15 protein-coding genes are annotated in these 16,944 nt (G+C 67.7%); 13 read left to right on the top strand and 2 right to left on the bottom strand.

What is annotated here, in order from left to right:
- Nucleotides 1–248: 248 nt before the first annotated feature.
- From RUR_RS33425 to RUR_RS33405, 5 genes are all read left to right on the top strand, one after another.
- Nucleotides 249–1,178 carry a Rossmann-like and DUF2520 domain-containing protein gene (locus tag RUR_RS33425; protein ID WP_283139222.1) on the top strand — a complete coding sequence of 310 codons (930 nt, stop codon included), beginning with the start codon at nt 249–251 and terminating at the stop codon, nt 1,176–1,178.
- Nucleotides 1,169–2,038, top strand: a complete 870-nt coding sequence (gene panC, locus RUR_RS33420; RefSeq protein ID WP_283139221.1) for a pantoate--beta-alanine ligase — start codon at nt 1,169–1,171, stop codon at nt 2,036–2,038. Before RUR_RS33425 ends, panC begins: the two co-directional genes overlap by 10 nt.
- A gap of 189 nt (nt 2,039–2,227) precedes the next feature.
- A complete protein-coding gene (gene panD, locus RUR_RS33415) occupies nt 2,228–2,647 on the top strand; it encodes an aspartate 1-decarboxylase (protein ID WP_283139220.1) in 420 nt (139 codons plus the stop codon).
- An 84-nt stretch (nt 2,648–2,731) separates the two neighbouring features.
- Entirely contained in the window at nt 2,732–5,242 is a 2,511-nt protein-coding gene (locus RUR_RS33410; protein WP_283139219.1) for an L-aspartate oxidase, read from the top strand.
- Entirely contained in the window at nt 5,242–6,021 is a 780-nt protein-coding gene (locus tag RUR_RS33405; protein WP_283139218.1) for a type III pantothenate kinase, read from the top strand. The genes RUR_RS33410 and RUR_RS33405 overlap by 1 nt, the downstream gene beginning before the upstream one ends.
- A gap of 42 nt (nt 6,022–6,063) precedes the next feature.
- On the opposite strand, the gene RUR_RS33400 is transcribed toward RUR_RS33405, so the two are convergent.
- Nucleotides 6,064–6,570, bottom strand: coding sequence for a hypothetical protein (locus tag RUR_RS33400; RefSeq protein WP_283139217.1), 507 nt, complete (start codon nt 6,568–6,570; stop codon nt 6,064–6,066).
- 223 nt (nt 6,571–6,793) lie between these two features.
- On the opposite strand from RUR_RS33400, the gene lysX reads away from it, so the two are divergent.
- The 3 genes from lysX (at nt 6,794) to RUR_RS33385 (ending at nt 9,063) form a co-directional block, all read left to right on the top strand.
- Complete coding sequence (lysX, locus tag RUR_RS33395) at nt 6,794–8,293, top strand: bifunctional lysylphosphatidylglycerol synthetase/lysine--tRNA ligase LysX (protein WP_283139216.1); 1,500 nt, start codon at nt 6,794–6,796, stop codon at nt 8,291–8,293.
- A 128-nt stretch (nt 8,294–8,421) separates the two neighbouring features.
- The gene (locus tag RUR_RS33390) at nt 8,422–8,607 is read left to right on the top strand and encodes a hypothetical protein (protein ID WP_283139215.1); all 186 of its coding nucleotides are present in this window, start codon (nt 8,422–8,424) and stop codon (nt 8,605–8,607) included.
- Nucleotides 8,608–8,748: 141 nt separating this feature from the next.
- Entirely contained in the window at nt 8,749–9,063 is a 315-nt protein-coding gene (locus RUR_RS33385; protein ID WP_283139214.1) for a LuxR C-terminal-related transcriptional regulator, read from the top strand.
- Between the two features lie 15 nt (nt 9,064–9,078).
- Here the strand turns inward: RUR_RS33385 and RUR_RS33380 are convergent, their stop codons facing one another.
- Entirely contained in the window at nt 9,079–10,101 is a 1,023-nt protein-coding gene (locus RUR_RS33380; protein ID WP_283139213.1) for a C40 family peptidase, read from the bottom strand.
- Between the two features lie 529 nt (nt 10,102–10,630).
- On the opposite strand from RUR_RS33380, the gene RUR_RS33375 reads away from it, so the two are divergent.
- The 5 genes from RUR_RS33375 (at nt 10,631) to RUR_RS33355 (ending at nt 16,906) form a co-directional block, all read left to right on the top strand.
- Entirely contained in the window at nt 10,631–11,182 is a 552-nt protein-coding gene (locus RUR_RS33375; RefSeq protein WP_283139212.1) for an amino-acid N-acetyltransferase, read from the top strand.
- Between the two features lie 210 nt (nt 11,183–11,392).
- Nucleotides 11,393–12,634, top strand: a complete 1,242-nt coding sequence (locus RUR_RS33370; RefSeq protein WP_283139211.1) for an RDD family protein — start codon at nt 11,393–11,395, stop codon at nt 12,632–12,634.
- Between the two features lie 793 nt (nt 12,635–13,427).
- Complete coding sequence (locus tag RUR_RS33365) at nt 13,428–13,574, top strand: hypothetical protein (protein WP_283139210.1); 147 nt, start codon at nt 13,428–13,430, stop codon at nt 13,572–13,574.
- A 117-nt stretch (nt 13,575–13,691) separates the two neighbouring features.
- Entirely contained in the window at nt 13,692–14,012 is a 321-nt protein-coding gene (locus RUR_RS33360; RefSeq protein WP_283139209.1) for a histone-like nucleoid-structuring protein Lsr2, read from the top strand.
- Between the two features lie 380 nt (nt 14,013–14,392).
- Nucleotides 14,393–16,906, top strand: a complete 2,514-nt coding sequence (locus RUR_RS33355; protein WP_283139208.1) for an ATP-dependent Clp protease ATP-binding subunit — start codon at nt 14,393–14,395, stop codon at nt 16,904–16,906.
- Nucleotides 16,907–16,944: the final 38 nt, after the last annotated feature.

Here is a 16,944-nt window from a genome sequence, read left to right as displayed (position 1 = left end):
GTCCGTCGATCGGCTCGGCGCCTGCGCTGGTTCCACTCCCTCTGCGGGTCTCGGCTGATCCGAGCCCGCCGCATTCCTTGCTGTTTGGGTGAGAAGGTTTTGTGTTTGTGGGCAAATCACCCCCAACCACTTCCATCTATGAAATATCCATACCCTTCGGACATATCGCTATGCTGCTGAGCAGGCAAAACGTGGGTATCGGGTAGTCGCGGGGACGCGTGCGATCACGCTGGATACCCTGGGACGCGATGGACGACCCAGCTGTGAGAGCCGCCGTGAACACCGCCGCAAACGTTGATCGTGGATCCAGCCGTCTCACCGTCGGCATCGTGGGTGCGGGGCGGGTCGGCTGCGCGCTCGGCGCCGCACTCGCCCTCGCCGGTCACCGGCTCGTCGCGGCGAGCGGCGTCTCCGACGACTCGCGGGACAGGGCCGCCCGGCGCCTGGGCCTGCCGCTGGTCACCCCGTCCGAGGTGGTCGACGCCGCCGAGCTGGTCCTGCTCACCGTCCCCGACGACGCGCTCCCCGGCCTGATCGCGGGGCTGGTCTCCACCGGTGCCCCGCTTCGCGGCAAACTCCTGGTGCACACCAGCGGCGCGTACGGCCTGGGCCCGTTCGAGCCCGCGCTCGGCGCCGGGGCGCTCCCGCTGGCGATGCACCCGGTGATGACCTTCACCGGCCGGGACGACGACGTGAACCGGCTGAGCGGCTGCTCGTTCGGGGTGACCGCCCCGGAGCGGCTCAGACCGGTCGTCGAGGCGCTCGTCATCGAGATGGGGGGCGAGCCGGTCTGGATCCCCGAGGAATCCCGGGTGCTCTATCACGCCGCGCTGGCCAACGCGGCCAACCACCTCGTCACCCTGGTGGCGGAGTCGGCCGAGCTGCTCGCCGGGATCGGGGTGGAGCACACCGGCCGGATGCTCGGCCCGCTGCTCGGCGCGGCGCTCGACAACGGGCTCCGGCTCGGAATCGCCGGGCTGACCGGTCCGGTGGTGCGCGGGGACGCGGGAACGGTACGACGGCACGTGGAGGCGCTCACCGAGGTCTCCCCCGAGGTGGCGAACGCCTACGTGGCGATGGCGCGGCTCACCGCCGACCGGGCGCTGGCCGCGGGGTTGTTGAGGGCGGAGAACGCCGAGCGGCTGCTGGACGCGCTGGGAGGAAAGCCATGGGTGTGATCGTCGCCGACGGCCGGGCCGAGCTTGCGGAGGCGCGGGCCAAGTTCTCCGGGGGGACGCTCGCCTTGGTGCCGACGATGGGCGCCCTCCACGAGGGGCACCGATCGTTGATCTCCCTCGCCCGTGGGCACGCGGACCACGTCGCGGTGAGCATTTTCGTCAACCCCCTGCAGTTCTCACCAAACGAGGATTTTTCCCGCTATCCGCGGACTTTGGAGCGGGACCTGGCGGTCTGCGAGGAGGCGGGCGCCGCACTGGTCTTCACCCCGTCGGCCGCGGAGATGTATCCGGAGGGGCGTCAGGTCTCGGTCTCCTCGGGGACGATGGGCACCCTGCTTGAGGGGGCGTTCCGGCCGGGCCACTTCGACGGCGTGCTCACGGTCGTCCTCAAGCTGTTCAACCTGGTCCAGCCGAACGTCGCGGTGTTCGGGCGGAAGGACGCGCAGCAGCTGGCCGTGATCAAGCGCATGGTGGCCGACCTCGACGTACCCGTCACGATCGTCGGCGCCCCGACCGTGCGGGACCCCGACGGGCTCGCCATGTCCAGCCGGAACCGCTACCTGTCCGCCGAGGACAGGGTGACGGCTCTCGCGCTCTCCCGGGCCCTGACCGCCGGGCATGGGCACGCCGAGCTGGGGCCGCAGGCCGTACTCGCCCAGGCGGGCGCGGTCCTCGACCAGGCGGCCAAGGCGGAGCCACCGCTTGAGGTCGACTACCTCGCCCTGGTGGATCCGGCGACCTTCGCCCCGGTGCCGCCCGGTTTCGCCGGGGAGGCGATTCTCGCCGTGGCCGCGCGGGTGGGGAGCACCCGTCTCATCGACAACTCCGCCGTCGTCCTCCCCGGCGGTCCCCCGGCCTGAGCTCTCCCCGATTCGGTACGGCGGCCGCAGGCCGTACCGGCACCGTGAACCGGGGTCGACGAGGCGCCGACCTGCTCAAAGATCGGGTTCGGGCGGCGGCTTCGGCGGCTCGTCGGCGGCGTGGGTAATGTGGTGGCCTCAGGCGTGCACGTCACGGGACGGCGCGACCTAGTCGAGAGGTGTATTCGCGTGTTTCGCACCATGCTCAAGTCCAAGATTCACCGGGCCGTGATCACCCAGGCGGACCTGCACTACGTGGGATCCCTGACCATAGACGAGGATCTGATGGACGCCGCGGACCTGCTCCCGGGCGAGCAGATCCACCTGGTCGACATCGACAACGGGGCGCGTCTGGAGACCTATGTCATCCCCGGCCCCCGGGGTACGGGTGTGATGGGCGTCAACGGCGCCGCGGCGCGGCTGGTCCACACCGGCGACCTGGTGATCGTCATCAGCTACGGGGTGATGACCGACGCGGAGGCGCGCTCCTTCCAGCCGAAGATCGTCCATGTGGACCGGACCAACACGGTCGTTCACCTCGGCGAGGATCCGGCGCAGCCCGTACCCGGCACGGCCGCGGTTCGCGGGGACCTGGTGGCCGGGCGCTGAGCCGCCCCCCGGGCGGGCCGAGGGTTTCCCGGGGGCTATCCTTATCGTCAAGTTGACGAAAGAACGCGATGGGAGGGCGCCCCCATGAGCCCGCAGCCGATACCCCGACGTCTGATCGCACCGCCGCCCGGCTGGACCGTGGAGGTCGACGTCGTCGTGGTGGGCTCCGGGATCGCCGGCCTCACCGCGGCCCTGCGGTACGTCGAGCGGCAACCGGTCGCCAGGGTGCTGGTCGTCACCAAGGACGTCCTGGCCGCGGGGTCGACCCGCTGGGCGCAGGGCGGCATCGCCGCCGTACTCGACCCCGAGGACTCCCCCGAGGAGCACAAGCTCGACACGATGCTCGCCGGGGTCGGGCTCTGCGACGCGCGCGCCGTGGAGGTCCTGGTGACCGAGGGGCCCGCGGCGCTGCGCTGGCTCATCGCGGGCGGCGCCGGCTTCGACCGGTCGGCGGACGGCTCGCTGGCGCTCACCCGGGAGGGGGGTCACCGGCGCAACCGGATCGTGCACGCGGGCGGTGACGCGACGGGGATGGAGATCCAGCGGGCGCTGACCGCCGCGGTGGTCGCGCACCCCAGGATCGAGGTGATCGAACACGCGCTCGCCCTGGATCTGCTCAAGGACGGGCAGGGCCAGGCGTGCGGGGTCACCCTGCACGTCATGGGGGAGGGCGCGCGGGACGGCGTCGGCGCGGTACGGGCCAAGGCCGTGGTCCTCGCCAGCGGTGGCATGGGACAGATCTACGCGAGCACCACCAATCCCCTGGTGTCCACCGGGGACGGGGTCGCCCTCGCGCTCCGGGCCGGCGCGGTCGTCCGCGATCTGGAGTTCGTCCAGTTCCACCCGACCGTGCTCTGGCTCGGCGGTGACGCGGAAGGCCAGCAGCCGCTCGTCTCCGAGGCGGTCCGCGGCGAGGGCGCCTTCCTGGTGGACCACACCGGGGACCGCTTCATGCGGGGGGAACACGAACTGGCCGACCTGGCCCCGCGCGATGTGGTGGCCAAGGCGATCACCCGCCGGATGGCGGCGACCGGCGTCGACCACGTCTACCTGGACGCCAGGCACTTCGGCGCGGAGAAGTGGGCGGCGCGGTTCCCGACGATCCTGGCGGTGTGCCGATCGCACGGGATCGACCCGGTGACGGAGCCGATCCCGGTCGCCCCGGCCGCGCACTACGCCAGCGGCGGGGTCCGGGTGGACCTCGCCGGGCGGACCAGCGTTCCCGGTCTTTACGCCTGCGGTGAAGTCGCCTGCACCGGCGTGCACGGCGCCAACCGGCTCGCCTCCAACTCGCTGCTGGAGGGGCTCGTCTTCGCCGAGCGGATCGCCGAAGACCTGGCGACGGTACGGCTGAAGCCGGGTGATCCGGTCCCCGGGCCGGAGCAGGCCGGGCTGGCCGATCCGCGGATCCGGGCGAGGATTCAGGCGTTCATGAGCCGCGGCGCGGGTGTGCTGCGCAGCCGTACCGGCCTTCAGGAAGTCCGGCGTGCGCTGATCGAGGCGCGGTGGACCCCGGTGGAGGTGGAGCCGTGCACCGAGGCGTGGGAGACGACCAATCTGCTGACCGTCGCCTCGGTTCTGGTGGCGGCGGCCGGGGCGCGCGAAGAAACACGCGGCTCACACTGGCGGGAGGACTTCCCCGAGCGCAATGATGCGGAGTGGCTTGGTCATTTGGATGTGACCCTGAGCGGTGGAGTCGAGATGGAGTACACACGTCATGACGGCGGGCTGCCCACTCCGGTGGCGGCCGAGCTCATGGCGGCCGGGCTGGATCCGCACCGGGTGCGGGCGGTGATCGAGGCCGCGCTGCGCGAGGACGGGCTCGACGTGACCTCCGAGGCGACGATCCGGGCGGATGAGATCGCCGAGGCGGACGTGGTGGCCCGGGCGGACGGGGTCGTCGCCGGGCTGCCGATCGCCGAGGCCGTGTTCGCCCTCGTCGCCGACGCCAGGGTGAGCCGTCAGGTCAAGGACGGGGAACGGGTCCGCCGGGGGGACGTCCTGATGACCGTGTCAGGGCCCACACGTGGCCTTCTCACGGCCGAACGTACGGCTCTGAACCTTCTGACCCATCTGTCGGGAATCGCGACGTTGACGCGCCGCTGGGTTGATTCGGTGGCCGGTACGGGCGCGCGGATCCGCGACACCAGGAAGACCCTGCCCGGACTGCGGGCCATGGAGAAGTACGCGGTCCGCTGCGGCGGCGGCGTCAACCACCGGATGGGGCTCGCCGACGCGGCGTTGATCAAGGACAACCACGTGGTCGCCGCGGGGGGCGTGGCCGCCGCGTTCCGGCGGGTCCGCGAGGCGTACCCGGATCTGCCGATCGAGGTGGAGGTGGACCACCTGGACCAGATCCCGCCGCTCCTCGAACTCGGCGCGCAGGAGATCCTCCTCGACAACTTCGACGTCGACCGGATGCGTGCCGCCGTCGAGGTCGTCGCCGGTCGGGCCCGTCTGGAGGCGAGCGGCGGACTCACCCTCGATGAAGCACGTGATGTGGCTGAAACAGGCGTGGATTATCTTGCGGTTGGGGCGCTGACCCATTCGGCGCCCGCATTGGACATTGCGTTGGATCTTCGAACGGGGGCTTGATGCTGCTGACGATCGATGTTGGGAACACCCACACGGTCCTCGGGCTGTTCGATGATGACGAAGTCGTCGAACACTGGAGGGTCGCCACCGACCCCCGTCGCACGGCCGACGAGATCGCCGTGGTTCTCCAAGGGCTGCTGGCGCAGAGCCCGTTGCTCAAAGACGTGGACGTCAGCGGCATCGCGCTCTGCTCCACCGTGCCCTCGGTGCTCAACGAGATGCGGGAGATGTGCCGCCGCTACTACGGCGACGTGACCGCCGTCATCGTCGAGCCCGGGGTGCGGACCGGGGTGCCGGTCCGCATGGACAACCCCAAGGAGGTCGGAAGCGACCGGATCGTCAACGCCCTCGCCGCGATCCAGCTCTACGGCGGCCCCTGCGTGATCGTCGACTTCGGCACCGCCACCACCTTCGACGCGGTGTCCGCGCGGGGTGAGTACGTCGGGGGCGCGATCGCCCCCGGCATCGACATCTCGGTGGACGCCCTCGCCTCGGCCGGCGCCCAGCTGCACAAGGTGGAGCTGGTACGGCCACGGGCGGTCATCGCCAAGAACACCGTCGAGGCGCTTCAGTCCGGCATCATCTACGGCTTCGCCGGCCAGGTGGACGGGATCGTGGAGCGGATGGCGGCCGAGCTGGCGGAGAACCCCGACGACGTCACGGTGGTCGCCACCGGCGGGGCCGCCGCGCTCGTGGTCAAGGAGGCCCGCTCGATCGACATCCACGAGCCGTGGCTCACCCTGATCGGCCTGCGGCTTATCTACCAGCGGAACACGTAAAGCCCCCGCCACCTCAGCGGTGGCGGGGACTCTGGCCGTCTATCAGTGGATGTCCCAGATGTACTTCCAGCCGGAGCAGTTCTTGAGGTGGTTGGTGTACGGCTTGACCTGGCAGACCTGAACGCGGACGGCGTCCACGTTGCTCACCCCGAACGCGAAGTGACGCGCCTTGGGGTAGCCGCACTGACGGTAGGTGCGGGACGGAACCCACGCGGAGTCGTGCTCGTCGTAGACCTTGTGCACCTGGAAGCGGACGAGGGCGCACTTGCCGCCCTGGCGCTTGGTGCGGGGGTCGCGGTCGACCACCTTGCCGGTGATGTGCACGTTGGCGCGGAAGTCCTCTTCCTCGTCGAAGACCGCGTCGACGGTGCCCTTCGCGTAGGCCTTGTAGTTGGTGGAGTAGTACGGACCCCAGTGGTCGGTGGTGGCGGTGAAGGCCGGCCCGGTGGTGGTCGCCGCGTTGGCGGTGGCGGGGACGCCGACCAGGAGGGCGGCGGCGGTGGCGGTCGTGGCGGCGATTCCGAGCAGTGCGCGGGTGGTGCGGGTCATTGTGATCTCCTGCGGTTTCGCAAGTCCCCCCCGGTTCGCCTGTCGGACGGCCCCGGGCTTGTGGGCACAGTCAACGCACCGGGCCTTGCAGGCACCCTGAAGGCTCCCTGACTCGCAGGTCACCGGGGTTGGCTTACAACAGCCTTACTGGATTTGTGGTATAAGCAGCCAGAGACCGCCTCGTGCATCAACCGGGTTGAAGGTCTCGGTAACCTTTGCTGCTATGACCGAAGACGTGACCGGAGATGTCGATCTTCCCGAGCAGATGCGCGTGCGCCGGGAGAAGCTGGAGCGCCTCCGCTCGGAGGGTGTGGACCCCTATCCCGTGGGGTTCCCGCGTACGGCGACCGTCTCGGAGGTCCGGGAGAAATACCAGGATCTGGAGCCCGGCACGTCCACCGGCGACCGGGTCGGCGTCGTCGGCAGGGTCATGCTCTCCCGCGTCGGCGGCAAGCTGTGCTTCGCCACCGTCCGGGACGGCTCCGGCGACCTGCAAATCATGATCTCCCTGGACAAGGTCGGGGAGGAGTCGCTCGCCTCCTGGAAGCGCGACGTCGACCTGGGGGACCACATCGGCGTCGAGGGTGAGGTGATCACCTCCCGCAGAGGCGAGCTGTCGATCATGGCGGACAGCTGGGCGATCACCTCCAAGTGCCTGCGTCCCCTCCCGGAGAAGCACGCCGGTCTCACCGACCCCGAAGCGCGGGTACGGCTGCGCTACGTCGACCTGATCGTCAACGACGAGGCCCGGAAAATGGCCAGGCTGCGCAGCGACACCGTCCGGGCGGTGCGCGACTTCTGGCATGACGAGGGCTACCTCGAGGTCGAGACCCCCATGCTCCAGCCCATCCACGGCGGTGCCGCCGCGAGGCCGTTCAAGACGCACATCAACGCCTACAACATGGAGCTGTACCTCCGGATCGCCATCGAGCTCTACCTCAAGCGACTCGTCGTCGGGGGTATCGAGAAGGTGTTCGAGGTCAACCGGAACTTCCGTAACGAGGGGGCCGACTCGACCCACAACCCCGAGTTCACCATGCTTGAGGCGTACCAGACCTACGCGGACTACCACACGATGGCCGACCTGACCCAGCGGATGTTCCAGAAGGCCGTGGTCGCGGCGCTCGGCACGACCGTCGTGGTCCACCGCGGGCAGGAGATCGACCTGGGCGTCGAGCAGTGGCCGAGGATCACCCTGTACGACGCGGTCTCCGGGGCCCTCGGCGAGGAGGTCGACCCCGGGACGCCGCTCGACCAGGTCCGCAAGTACGCCGACCAGCGGGAGATCCACTGGGATCCCAAGTGGGGCCAGGGCAAGCTCGTCCAGGAGATCTTCGAGGCCCTGGTCGAGCACACGCTGGTCCAGCCGACGTTCGTCATGGACTACCCGCTGGAGACCTCCCCGCTCACCCGCCAGCACCGCGACGACCCGCGGGTGACGGAGAAGTGGGACCTGATCGGTTTCGGGGCGGAGCTCGGCACCGCCTACTCCGAGCTGGTCGACCCGATCGAGCAGCGCAGGCGCCTGACCGAGCAGTCCGTCCTCGCCGCGGGGGGCGACCTCGAGGCGATGCAGCTGGACGAGGACTTCCTGCAGGCGCTGGAGTACGCGATGCCGCCGACCGGAGGCGTGGGCGTGGGGATCGATCGGATGATCATGGCGTTCACCGGGCGGAACATCCGGGAGACGATCCTCTTCCCGCTGGTGAAGCCGACCGGCTGACCCGTCGTCCGCGAGGGGCCGTTTAAACCCGGCCTCCGGGGAGAGCAGGACATCCACCACGAGCCGGTCGGCGGGCGCCTCCCTGACCGGCTCGGGGCCGTCCAGTCGGCTCGACCCGGAGGAAATCCATGCTCGCCTTTGTCGCCGCGGCGGTGTTCGGTCTCGCCCTTCTGCTCGACCTGCTCGACGCCGAACTCGGGTCGGCCTTCAGCACCTTGACCCTGGTCACCCTGGGCCTTCTCCTGCTCGCCCTCCACCTCGGCGGCGTGGGTACGGGCCTTCGCGGCGCAGGTGGCCGGTTCCGCCGGCGCTAACGCGGTGAGCCCGATGGAACGATCCCGTCTTGACGACATTTGATAACCCGCTTTACCGTTCCTCACGGGTAGCCCGAACGTTTCACGATCTCCTCTCTCCCGAGTCCCGGCCGTGGGATCCGCGAGGGGAAGGACACTTCGATGGCACGTGCTGAGGTGGTTCCGCCGCCACCGGGATCCGGTGCGCTGAATACCGTCGCCGTGCATTCGGGCGTCTCCCTCATACCTCCGGCGGCCGACGCCCCCGCCCCCGCCTCCGCGGACGACCGGCTCTCCGCGGAGGATCTGCTTCTTCTGGGGGAACTCGCCCGAGGGGTGACCGTGGAGACCGTGGGGCGCCGGCTGGAGGTGAGCTCGCGTACGGTACGCCGGCGGCTGCGCGGAATCTGCAACCGGCTGGGCGTGGCGACCGCCATCGAGGCCGTGGTCTGGGCGGCCCGCCGAAGCCTTATCTAGAGATCCGCCGGATCTTCAGTCGGCGATGCGAACGGCGCCGGCGAAGGGGCGTCTGTCGATCGGGGTGACGTGGACGACGTCGCCCGACTGCGGGGCGTGCACCATGAGGCCGCCGCCGACGTAGATCCCGACGTGGTGCAGGTCCTTGTAGAAGAAGACCAGATCGCCCGGCTTAAGCTCTTCTTTGGAGATGTGGGTGCCGGAGGTCCACTGGTTGCCGGTGTAGTGCGGCAGGTTGATGCCGACGGTCTGGAACGCGGCCATCACCAGGCCGGAGCAGTCGTAGGAGTTCGGCCCCTCGGCGCCCCAGACGTAGGGCTTGAGCTGCTGGGTGAGCGCCCACTTCGCGGCTTGCGCGGCCCGGCCCGAGCCGATGATCGGCACGTCGACCCTGGTCCGGCGGCCACGCGAGCTGTCCGCCTCCTCCGCGGCCTCCCGGAAGAGACGGGTCTCCGCCTTCGCCACCAGTGCGGTGATCTTGGCCCGGCGGGCCTCGACCTCGTCGACCAGGGATCCGACCTCCGCCTCCCGGGCCTCCGCGAGGGTGCTCGCCCGCTTGGCGGCCTCCATCGCGTTCACGAGCTCGGTGAGCTCCTCACCATGGCTCAGCTGAAGCTCGTGGAGCATGGTCGCCCGGTCGAGGTACCCGTCCGGGTTCGTGGAGAACGCCAGCAGCAGCGCGGAGTCCAAGGAGCCCGTCATGTAGGAGCCGCCGGCGAGGAGTGCGGCCTTCTGCCGGCGTTCTTCGAGTCGCTCCTCGCTTCTGGCGAGGTTTCCCCGGGCGGCGCCGGCGGTCTTCCTGGCCTGCTGAAGCCGGACCCGCAGCCCGTTGTACTCCTCGGTGAGTTGCCCGATCTCCAGGTGCAGCTGCTCCACCCGCTCCTTGAGCCGCTCGCCGGTCGGCTCCGGGTCGGCGGTCACGGATCCGGCGGGGGCCAGCACGGTCAGGACGGCGATCGCCGCGGCCAGCATCGTGGTCAGTACCGAAACACCTTTGGGGTGGCGTTCCCGAGCGTGGGCGCCCGCGTACCTGTCCAAACGGCTCCTCTCGTCGGCCGCTTACCGGATTCACCGACGGGCTCGGGCCGGGAGGGGCCCTGCCGTTCGGGTTCATCCCGCCTGAGTACGGCGCGCGGGGAGGTCCCCGGGCGCCCGCGGTGGGTCCCGGCTCCCCACACACTCCGAACGCGGAACGCGAGAGGATACAGCGGTTCAGCCCACCGCCGGAGGTGCCGCGGGGGCCGACATTTGGGCTGGACACTAGTGCACGTTCTTGTTGACGCTCAACCGAAAACCAAAAATTGGTAGAGGATTCACAACTTCTCAATCACGGTCAGATTACATTGGATCTTGGTTAAACCGGCCCTGTTCAGCGACAACGTGACAACGACGGACCTTTTCCCCAGGCAAAAACCCCAGAAGAGCCCTGTTCGCCGACACCATTACCCAGCGCGCCGAGAACAGTGCGGATCGTTATCAATCAGGAGTGAGTCCCCGGATAGCGGCTGACCGATATTGCGCTTTCAGAGGTGAACGAGCGCCTGCGGTGCCACTACCCTGGCGCTTCATGGAGCAGGTGGGTGTGGCCGTGGAGGTAGGGCAGGAGGTCAGGGTCCGGCGTGCCCGGACACCCGACATCCGCGCGATCGGCAAGCTCGTCGAAATGCACTCGGGTCCCGGGCCGCGCATGCTTGAGAAGACCATGGTCGCCCTTTATGAGGACGTGCAGGAGTTCTGGGTCGCCGAACGCGTCTTCGACGGGGTTGTGGTCGGCTGCGGCGCGCTGCACGTGATGTGGGAAGATCTCGCGGAGATACGCACGGTCGCCGTGGACCCGTCCTGTCGTGGGATGGGGATAGGCCACAGGATCGTCACGGCGCTGCTCGATACGGCACAAACCCTTGAACTGGACCGAGTGTTCGTGCTCACCTTCGAGGTGGAGTTCTTCGCCCGTCATGGGTTCGTTCCGATTCAGGGCGCCCCGGTGTCGTCCGAGGTGTACGCGGAGTTACTCAGGTCGTACGACGAGGGCGTGGCCGAGTTCCTGGATCTGGAGCGGGTGAAACCCAACACCTTGGGAAACACGCGCATGCTGTTGCACTTGAACGCGCGCTCCTGAGCCTGGGCGGTTGGGATACGTGACGTAGGCGGCGTGGGATCGCTACGTTGACAGCATCAAGTGGATCCGAATCGAGGTAAAACGGTGAGCACCGGACAGCCACCGTATCCGTCGCACGAGTCCGAGGGTGATCGGAATTCACCCTATGGGGCGTCGGGATACGGTCAGCAACGCGCTGAGACGCCTGCGGGCGGGACCGACTCCGGCGGGATGGACTTCGGCGAGACTCGCGCGATCCGGCCCGGCGAATTCGCTCAGGGGCACGGCCAGCAGGGTGGGTACGGCCAGGGGGGCCAGGGCTACGGCTCCCAGCCTCAGCAGTCCTACGACCAGACCCAGGCGTACGGTCAGCAGGGCGGGTACGGTTCGCCGCCTCAGCAGTCCTACGGCCAGCAGGCCGGGTACGGCCAGTCCGGCCAGCCCGCCTACGGCCAGTCGGGCGGTACCGACTCCTACGGTCAGCAGGGCTACGGCCAGCAGGCCGGGTACGGGCAGGCGGGACAGGGCGGCCAGGGGTACGGCGGGCAGTCCTACGGTCAGCAGTCCTACGGCCAGCAGGGCGGGTACGGTTCGCCGCCTCAGCAGTCCTACGGCCAGCAGGCCGGGTACGGCCAGTCCGGCCAGCCCGCCTACGGCCAGTCAGGTCAGCAGTCCTACGGCCAGGCCGGGCAGCAGGGTTACGGCCAGTCGGCGGGTACCGACTCCTACGGCCAGCCCGGTTACGGGCAGCCGCAGCAGGCGGCGTACGGCTCCGGGACCGACTCCTACGGTCAGGCCGGATACGGCCAGCAGCAGCAGTCCTACGGCCAGCCGGCGCAGAGCGGCTACTCGTCGGGCGAGTACGGGCAGCAGGGGTACGGCGCGCAGCCGGCGGCCCAGTACGGACAGGGCTACGCGCAGCCGGGTTACGGATATGCGGCCGCGACGATACCCCCGGGGGCCCCGGCACCGCTCGCCGAGTGGTGGCAGCGCCTGGTCGCCCGGATCATCGACGGACTCATCCTCGGGGTGGTCACCTCATTGATCACAGCGGTGATCTCGGTCTTCCTGGTGACCGCGGCTTCCTTCGACACTCGCACGGGGGCTCTCATCCCGGCCAGCGGCGCCCTGCTCGCGGGCATTGTGATCACGCTTCTGGTCATCGCGCTCTACTTCGGCTACGAGTTCTTGATGCTCAAACTCCGCGGGCAGACCCTCGGCAAGATTGTCATGGGCATCAAGGTGGTGAACATCGGCGGGCACCTGCACCCGGGTGGCCTGGACCAGACCACGGCGATGAAGCGGGCAGGTGCCTTCATATCGCCTTATGCCGGCTATTGGATTCCCATCGTCGGTTCGTTGCTCACCGCCGTCGGCATGGCCGTCAACGGGGTCTGGCTCTTCGTGGACAAGCCGCTTCAGCGCTGTCTGCACGACAAGTACGCGGGCACAGTGGTGGTGAAGGTCCAGTAAGGAAAAATATAACCGGAGGCGGGGATCCCGATGGGGGATCCCCGCCTCAGCATTTGTACACATACACAGGGCAGGCTAAGAGTCTTTTCCACCCTGGGAGCTCCTGTGCGGAACGCGCGGTCGTAGAGTGGGTGGTCGGACCGTGCCATCGGGTGTCGTGTACCGAGAGGGATCCCGGAACTACCTTGAGAACGGGTGTCCTGAATGCTGGACGGGTCCCTTCTGAGGTGGATCATTGTTTGTCCCGTGGTGTTCGCACGGCCGGTTTTCCCACACCTTCTTCTGACAAGGCGAAGCTGGGATCGGTCCAGGGAGAGTCAGCCGGGATTCGTAAGGCTCCGCGCTAGTCGCGACCGCATCGCTGGAAACCTCGACGGCATCTATGGTTCTGAGAGTTCCGGTGTGGATCGGCCGATCCTGGGAAGAGGATCGGGTGGGCCCGGTCATCTGTCAAGATGACCGGATCACTCATCCGGAAGTCGCCTCCCTCGTCAGAAGGCGAAGTGATGTTCGCCTGATCCGGCAAACCCTAAGCATGGACGGAAAAACCATGCCAGTGTTGGCGTCGGAATTCGTCGCGAGGGGATCGGGTAAGGCCGCTTGGCAGAAGATCCTTCCCGGTTTGTACCATCTCACGTGCACGCTTGCGCTGATCAGGCGCTAGGGTCGGGGAGTCGGCCCTGGATTTCGGGCCCGGGAACCGGGGAGGGCCCCATGGGAGACGGCATGGGCCCTATGTGACAATTGTCGCAGGTGACGTGAATGGCATCCGCCGCCGACAGGAGGGCGTTTGATGGAAGTATTGGCAGCACTCGCGCCTCCTCTGCTTGTTGGCGGGGCGTTCATCTACGGTGTCGTCAAGCTCGTGCGTTCGGAGGCGGTCGCCCGAGACAATGACAAGGACGAGGACGTCCCGGTGGGCGGCAAGTCCGCCGACTGATTCCCTTCAAAACACGTTGCTGGGAAACGGTTTCGCCCGTCGAATTGTCATTGCGGGTCCGCGGGTATATCTTTTGGACGTCAAATCAATCATTGCTGGTTCGAAGGGTCTGTTCACATGGCGAAGAAGACGGTCGTTGTCGATGACCTCGACCAAACCTCGGGGGCCGAGACGGTTTACTTCGCTCTCGACGGAGTCACCTATGAGATCGACCTCAACGAGGGCAATGCGTCGAAGTTGCGCAACGCCCTCACGCCCTTCATCGAAAAGGGTCGCAAAGTCGGGGGTGGCACCCGCCGGGCGCTGAAGCCGTCGCGTGGCATGTCTCGTGATGAGACTGCGAAGATCCGGGAATGGGCGAAGGAGCAGGGGCAGCAGGTCAGCGAGCGCGGCCGTATTGCCCAGCGGATCGTTGACCTTTACAACGCCGCGCACTGACAATTCCGGCGCCTCGCCCGGGCGCCGTACAACTAAACGCGTGTTGAGGGGAGTTCCGCTTCCCGCTTGTCAAATGATCTTACAGGAGTTCCCCGCAGGCGTGCGTGGGAGTCTTCTGCAAGATCATTTGGCGTCTGGGACGGCCCGTTTCGGCGGAGATCCGCGTTCGCTTGCGGCGTAGCGGGAACACCTATCCCCCCAACAGTAGTTGGATGGTGGGTGAACGCCCTGCACTCTGGGAACGTCTCATGCATGGAGCGAGTCGGCGTCGGCTAGACAAGATGTCGTAAAGCATGAGGCCCTTGAATGCCGGGCTACCATGCGGAACGACAGGACCGGACCTTCCGGACCTGCCTGACCGCTCTGTGAGGAGCGACGAGATGTTCGAGAGGTTCACCGACCGTGCGCGGCGGGTTGTCGTCCTGGCTCAAGAAGAGGCCCGGATGCTCAACCACAACTACATTGGCACCGAGCACATCCTCCTGGGTCTGATCCATGAGGGTGAAGGCGTTGCTGCCAAGGCTCTCGAGAGTCTCGGCATCAGCCTCGAAGGCGTGCGCCAGCAGGTCGAGGAGATCATTGGTCAAGGGCAGTCCGCGCCGTCGGGGCACATCCCGTTCACCCCGCGGGCCAAGAAGGTCCTTGAGCTCTCCTTGCGTGAGGCACTCCAGCTCGGCCACAACTACATCGGCACCGAGCACATCCTGCTCGGGCTGATCAGAGAGGGCGAGGGCGTCGCGGCCCAGGTTTTGGTAAAGCTTGGCGCCGATTTGAACCGGGTGCGGCAGCAGGTCATCCAGCTGCTCCACGGCTACCAGGGCAAGGAACCCGCCGCGGCGGGGGGCCCTCAGGAGTCTGCGCCCTCCACGTCTCTCGTGCTCGACCAGTTCGGCCGAAATCTCACTCAGGCCGCCCGTGAGGGCAAGCTCGACCCGGTCATCGGCCGTGAGAAAGAGATCGAGCGGGTCATGCAGGTCCTGTCGCGAAGGACCAAGAACAACCCCGTACTCGTGGGCGAGCCCGGCGTCGGCAAGACGGCCGTCGTCGAGGGCCTCTCCCAGAAGATCGTCAAGGGCGAGGTGCCCGAGACCCTCAAGGACAAGCATCTCTACACGCTCGACCTCGGGGCCCTGGTGGCGGGCTCCCGCTACCGAGGCGACTTCGAAGAGCGGTTGAAGAAGGTCCTCAAGGAGATCCGCACCCGAGGCGACATCATCCTGTTCATCGACGAGCTGCACACGCTCGTCGGCGCCGGCGCCGCCGAGGGCGCGATCGACGCCGCCTCGATCCTCAAGCCGATGCTGGCCAGAGGCGAGTTGCAGACGATCGGCGCGACCACCCTGGACGAGTACCGCAAGCACCTGGAGAAGGATGCGGCCCTGGAGCGGCGCTTCCAGCCGATCCAGGTGGCGGAGCCGTCGCTGTCGCACACGATCGAGATCCTCAAGGGTCTGCGCGACCGCTACGAGGCGCACCACCGGGTGTCCATCACCGACGGGGCGCTGGTCGCCGCCGCCCAGCTGGCGGATCGGTACATCAGCGACCGCTTCCTGCCGGACAAGGCGATCGACCTCATCGACGAGGCCGGTTCGCGGATGCGCATCCGCCGGATGACCGCGCCGCCGGACCTGCGGGAGTACGACGAGAAGATCGCGAATGTCCGCAGGGAGAAGGAATCCGCGATCGACGCCCAGAACTTCGAGCTCGCCGCGGGCCTCCGCGACCAGGAGAAGCAGCTTCTGGCCAAGAAGGCGCAGCGGGAGAAGGAGTGGAAGGCCGGCGACATGGACGTCGTGGCGGAGGTGACCGAGGACCTCATCGCCGAGGTTCTGGCCACCGCCACCGGCATCCCGGTCTTCAAGCTCACCGAGGAGGAGTCGCAGCGACTGCTGCGGATGGAAGATGAGCTGCACAAGCGGGTCATCGGCCAGAACGACGCCATCAAGGGGCTCTCCCGCTCGATCCGGCGTACCCGCGCCGGTCTGAAGGACCCCAGGCGGCCCGGTGGTTCGTTCATCTTCGCCGGCCCGTCCGGTGTCGGTAAGACCGAGCTCTCCAAGGCCCTGGCCGAGTTCCTCTTCGGCGACGAGGACACGCTGATTCAGCTGGACATGTCCGAGTTCATGGAGAAGCACACCGTCTCACGGCTGTTCGGTTCCCCGCCCGGCTACGTCGGGTATGAGGAGGGCGGCCAGCTCACCGAGAAGGTGCGGCGCAAGCCGTTCTCCGTGGTCCTCTTCGACGAGATCGAGAAGGCCCACCCGGACATCTTCAACTCGCTGCTGCAGATCCTGGAGGACGGTCGGCTCACCGACGCCCAGGGTCGGGTGGTGGACTTCAAGAACACCGTCATCATCATGACGACCAACCTCGGCACCCGGGACATCTCCAAGGGTCAGGGGGTCGGGTTCGCGAAGTCCCACGATGTGGAGAGCAACTACGACCGGATGAAGAACAAGGTCCACGAAGAGCTGAAGCAGCACTTCCGGCCGGAGTTCCTCAACCGTGTCGACGACATCGTGGTCTTCCACCAGCTCACCGAGGAGCAGATCGTCGAGATCGTCGATCTGATGATCGCCAAGGTGGACGATCGGCTCAAGGATCGGGACATGGGCCTGGAGCTCAAGCCCGAGGCCAAGGCGCTGCTCGCCTCCCGCGGCTACGACCCGGTGCTCGGGGCCCGGCCGCTGCGCCGGACCATCCAGCGCGAGGTCGAGGACCTGCTGTCGGAGAAGATCCTTTACGGGGAGCTCCGTCCCGGTCAGATCGTCATCGTCGGTGTCGAAGGCGAAGGCGAGGAGGCGAAGTTCACGTTCAACGGCGTTCCCAAGCCGCAGGCCATACCCGACAGCCCGCCCAGGGTCGAGGGTGAGCCGGTGAACCACAAGGACTGAGCCTTCGCAGCGGTTTGGCGGAACGCGCGGGATGATCG

The organism is Rhizohabitans arisaemae (genome assembly GCF_025996515.1).
Taxonomy (GTDB): Bacteria; Actinomycetota; Actinomycetes; order Streptosporangiales; family Streptosporangiaceae; genus Rhizohabitans; species Rhizohabitans arisaemae.
The sequence above is the reverse complement of the archived record's forward strand: the minus strand, read 5'-3'. Positions and strand labels throughout refer to the sequence as shown.

Coding starts and splice junctions, on each gene's coding strand:
- RUR_RS33425 (WP_283139222.1), top strand. CDS start 249: ATGGACGACCCAGCTGTGAGAGCCGCCGTGAACACCGCCGCAAACGTT.
- panC (WP_283139221.1), top strand. CDS start 1,169: ATGGGTGTGATCGTCGCCGACGGCCGGGCCGAGCTTGCGGAGGCGCGG.
- RUR_RS33410 (WP_283139219.1), top strand. CDS start 2,732: ATGAGCCCGCAGCCGATACCCCGACGTCTGATCGCACCGCCGCCCGGC.
- RUR_RS33405 (WP_283139218.1), top strand. CDS start 5,242: ATGCTGCTGACGATCGATGTTGGGAACACCCACACGGTCCTCGGGCTG.
- RUR_RS33400 (WP_283139217.1), bottom strand. CDS start 6,570: ATGACCCGCACCACCCGCGCACTGCTCGGAATCGCCGCCACGACCGCC.
- lysX (WP_283139216.1), top strand. CDS start 6,794: ATGACCGAAGACGTGACCGGAGATGTCGATCTTCCCGAGCAGATGCGC.
- RUR_RS33390 (WP_283139215.1), top strand. CDS start 8,422: ATGCTCGCCTTTGTCGCCGCGGCGGTGTTCGGTCTCGCCCTTCTGCTC.
- RUR_RS33385 (WP_283139214.1), top strand. CDS start 8,749: ATGGCACGTGCTGAGGTGGTTCCGCCGCCACCGGGATCCGGTGCGCTG.
- RUR_RS33375 (WP_283139212.1), top strand. CDS start 10,631: ATGGAGCAGGTGGGTGTGGCCGTGGAGGTAGGGCAGGAGGTCAGGGTC.
- RUR_RS33370 (WP_283139211.1), top strand. CDS start 11,393: ATGGACTTCGGCGAGACTCGCGCGATCCGGCCCGGCGAATTCGCTCAG.
- RUR_RS33365 (WP_283139210.1), top strand. CDS start 13,428: ATGGAAGTATTGGCAGCACTCGCGCCTCCTCTGCTTGTTGGCGGGGCG.
- RUR_RS33360 (WP_283139209.1), top strand. CDS start 13,692: ATGGCGAAGAAGACGGTCGTTGTCGATGACCTCGACCAAACCTCGGGG.
- RUR_RS33355 (WP_283139208.1), top strand. CDS start 14,393: ATGTTCGAGAGGTTCACCGACCGTGCGCGGCGGGTTGTCGTCCTGGCT.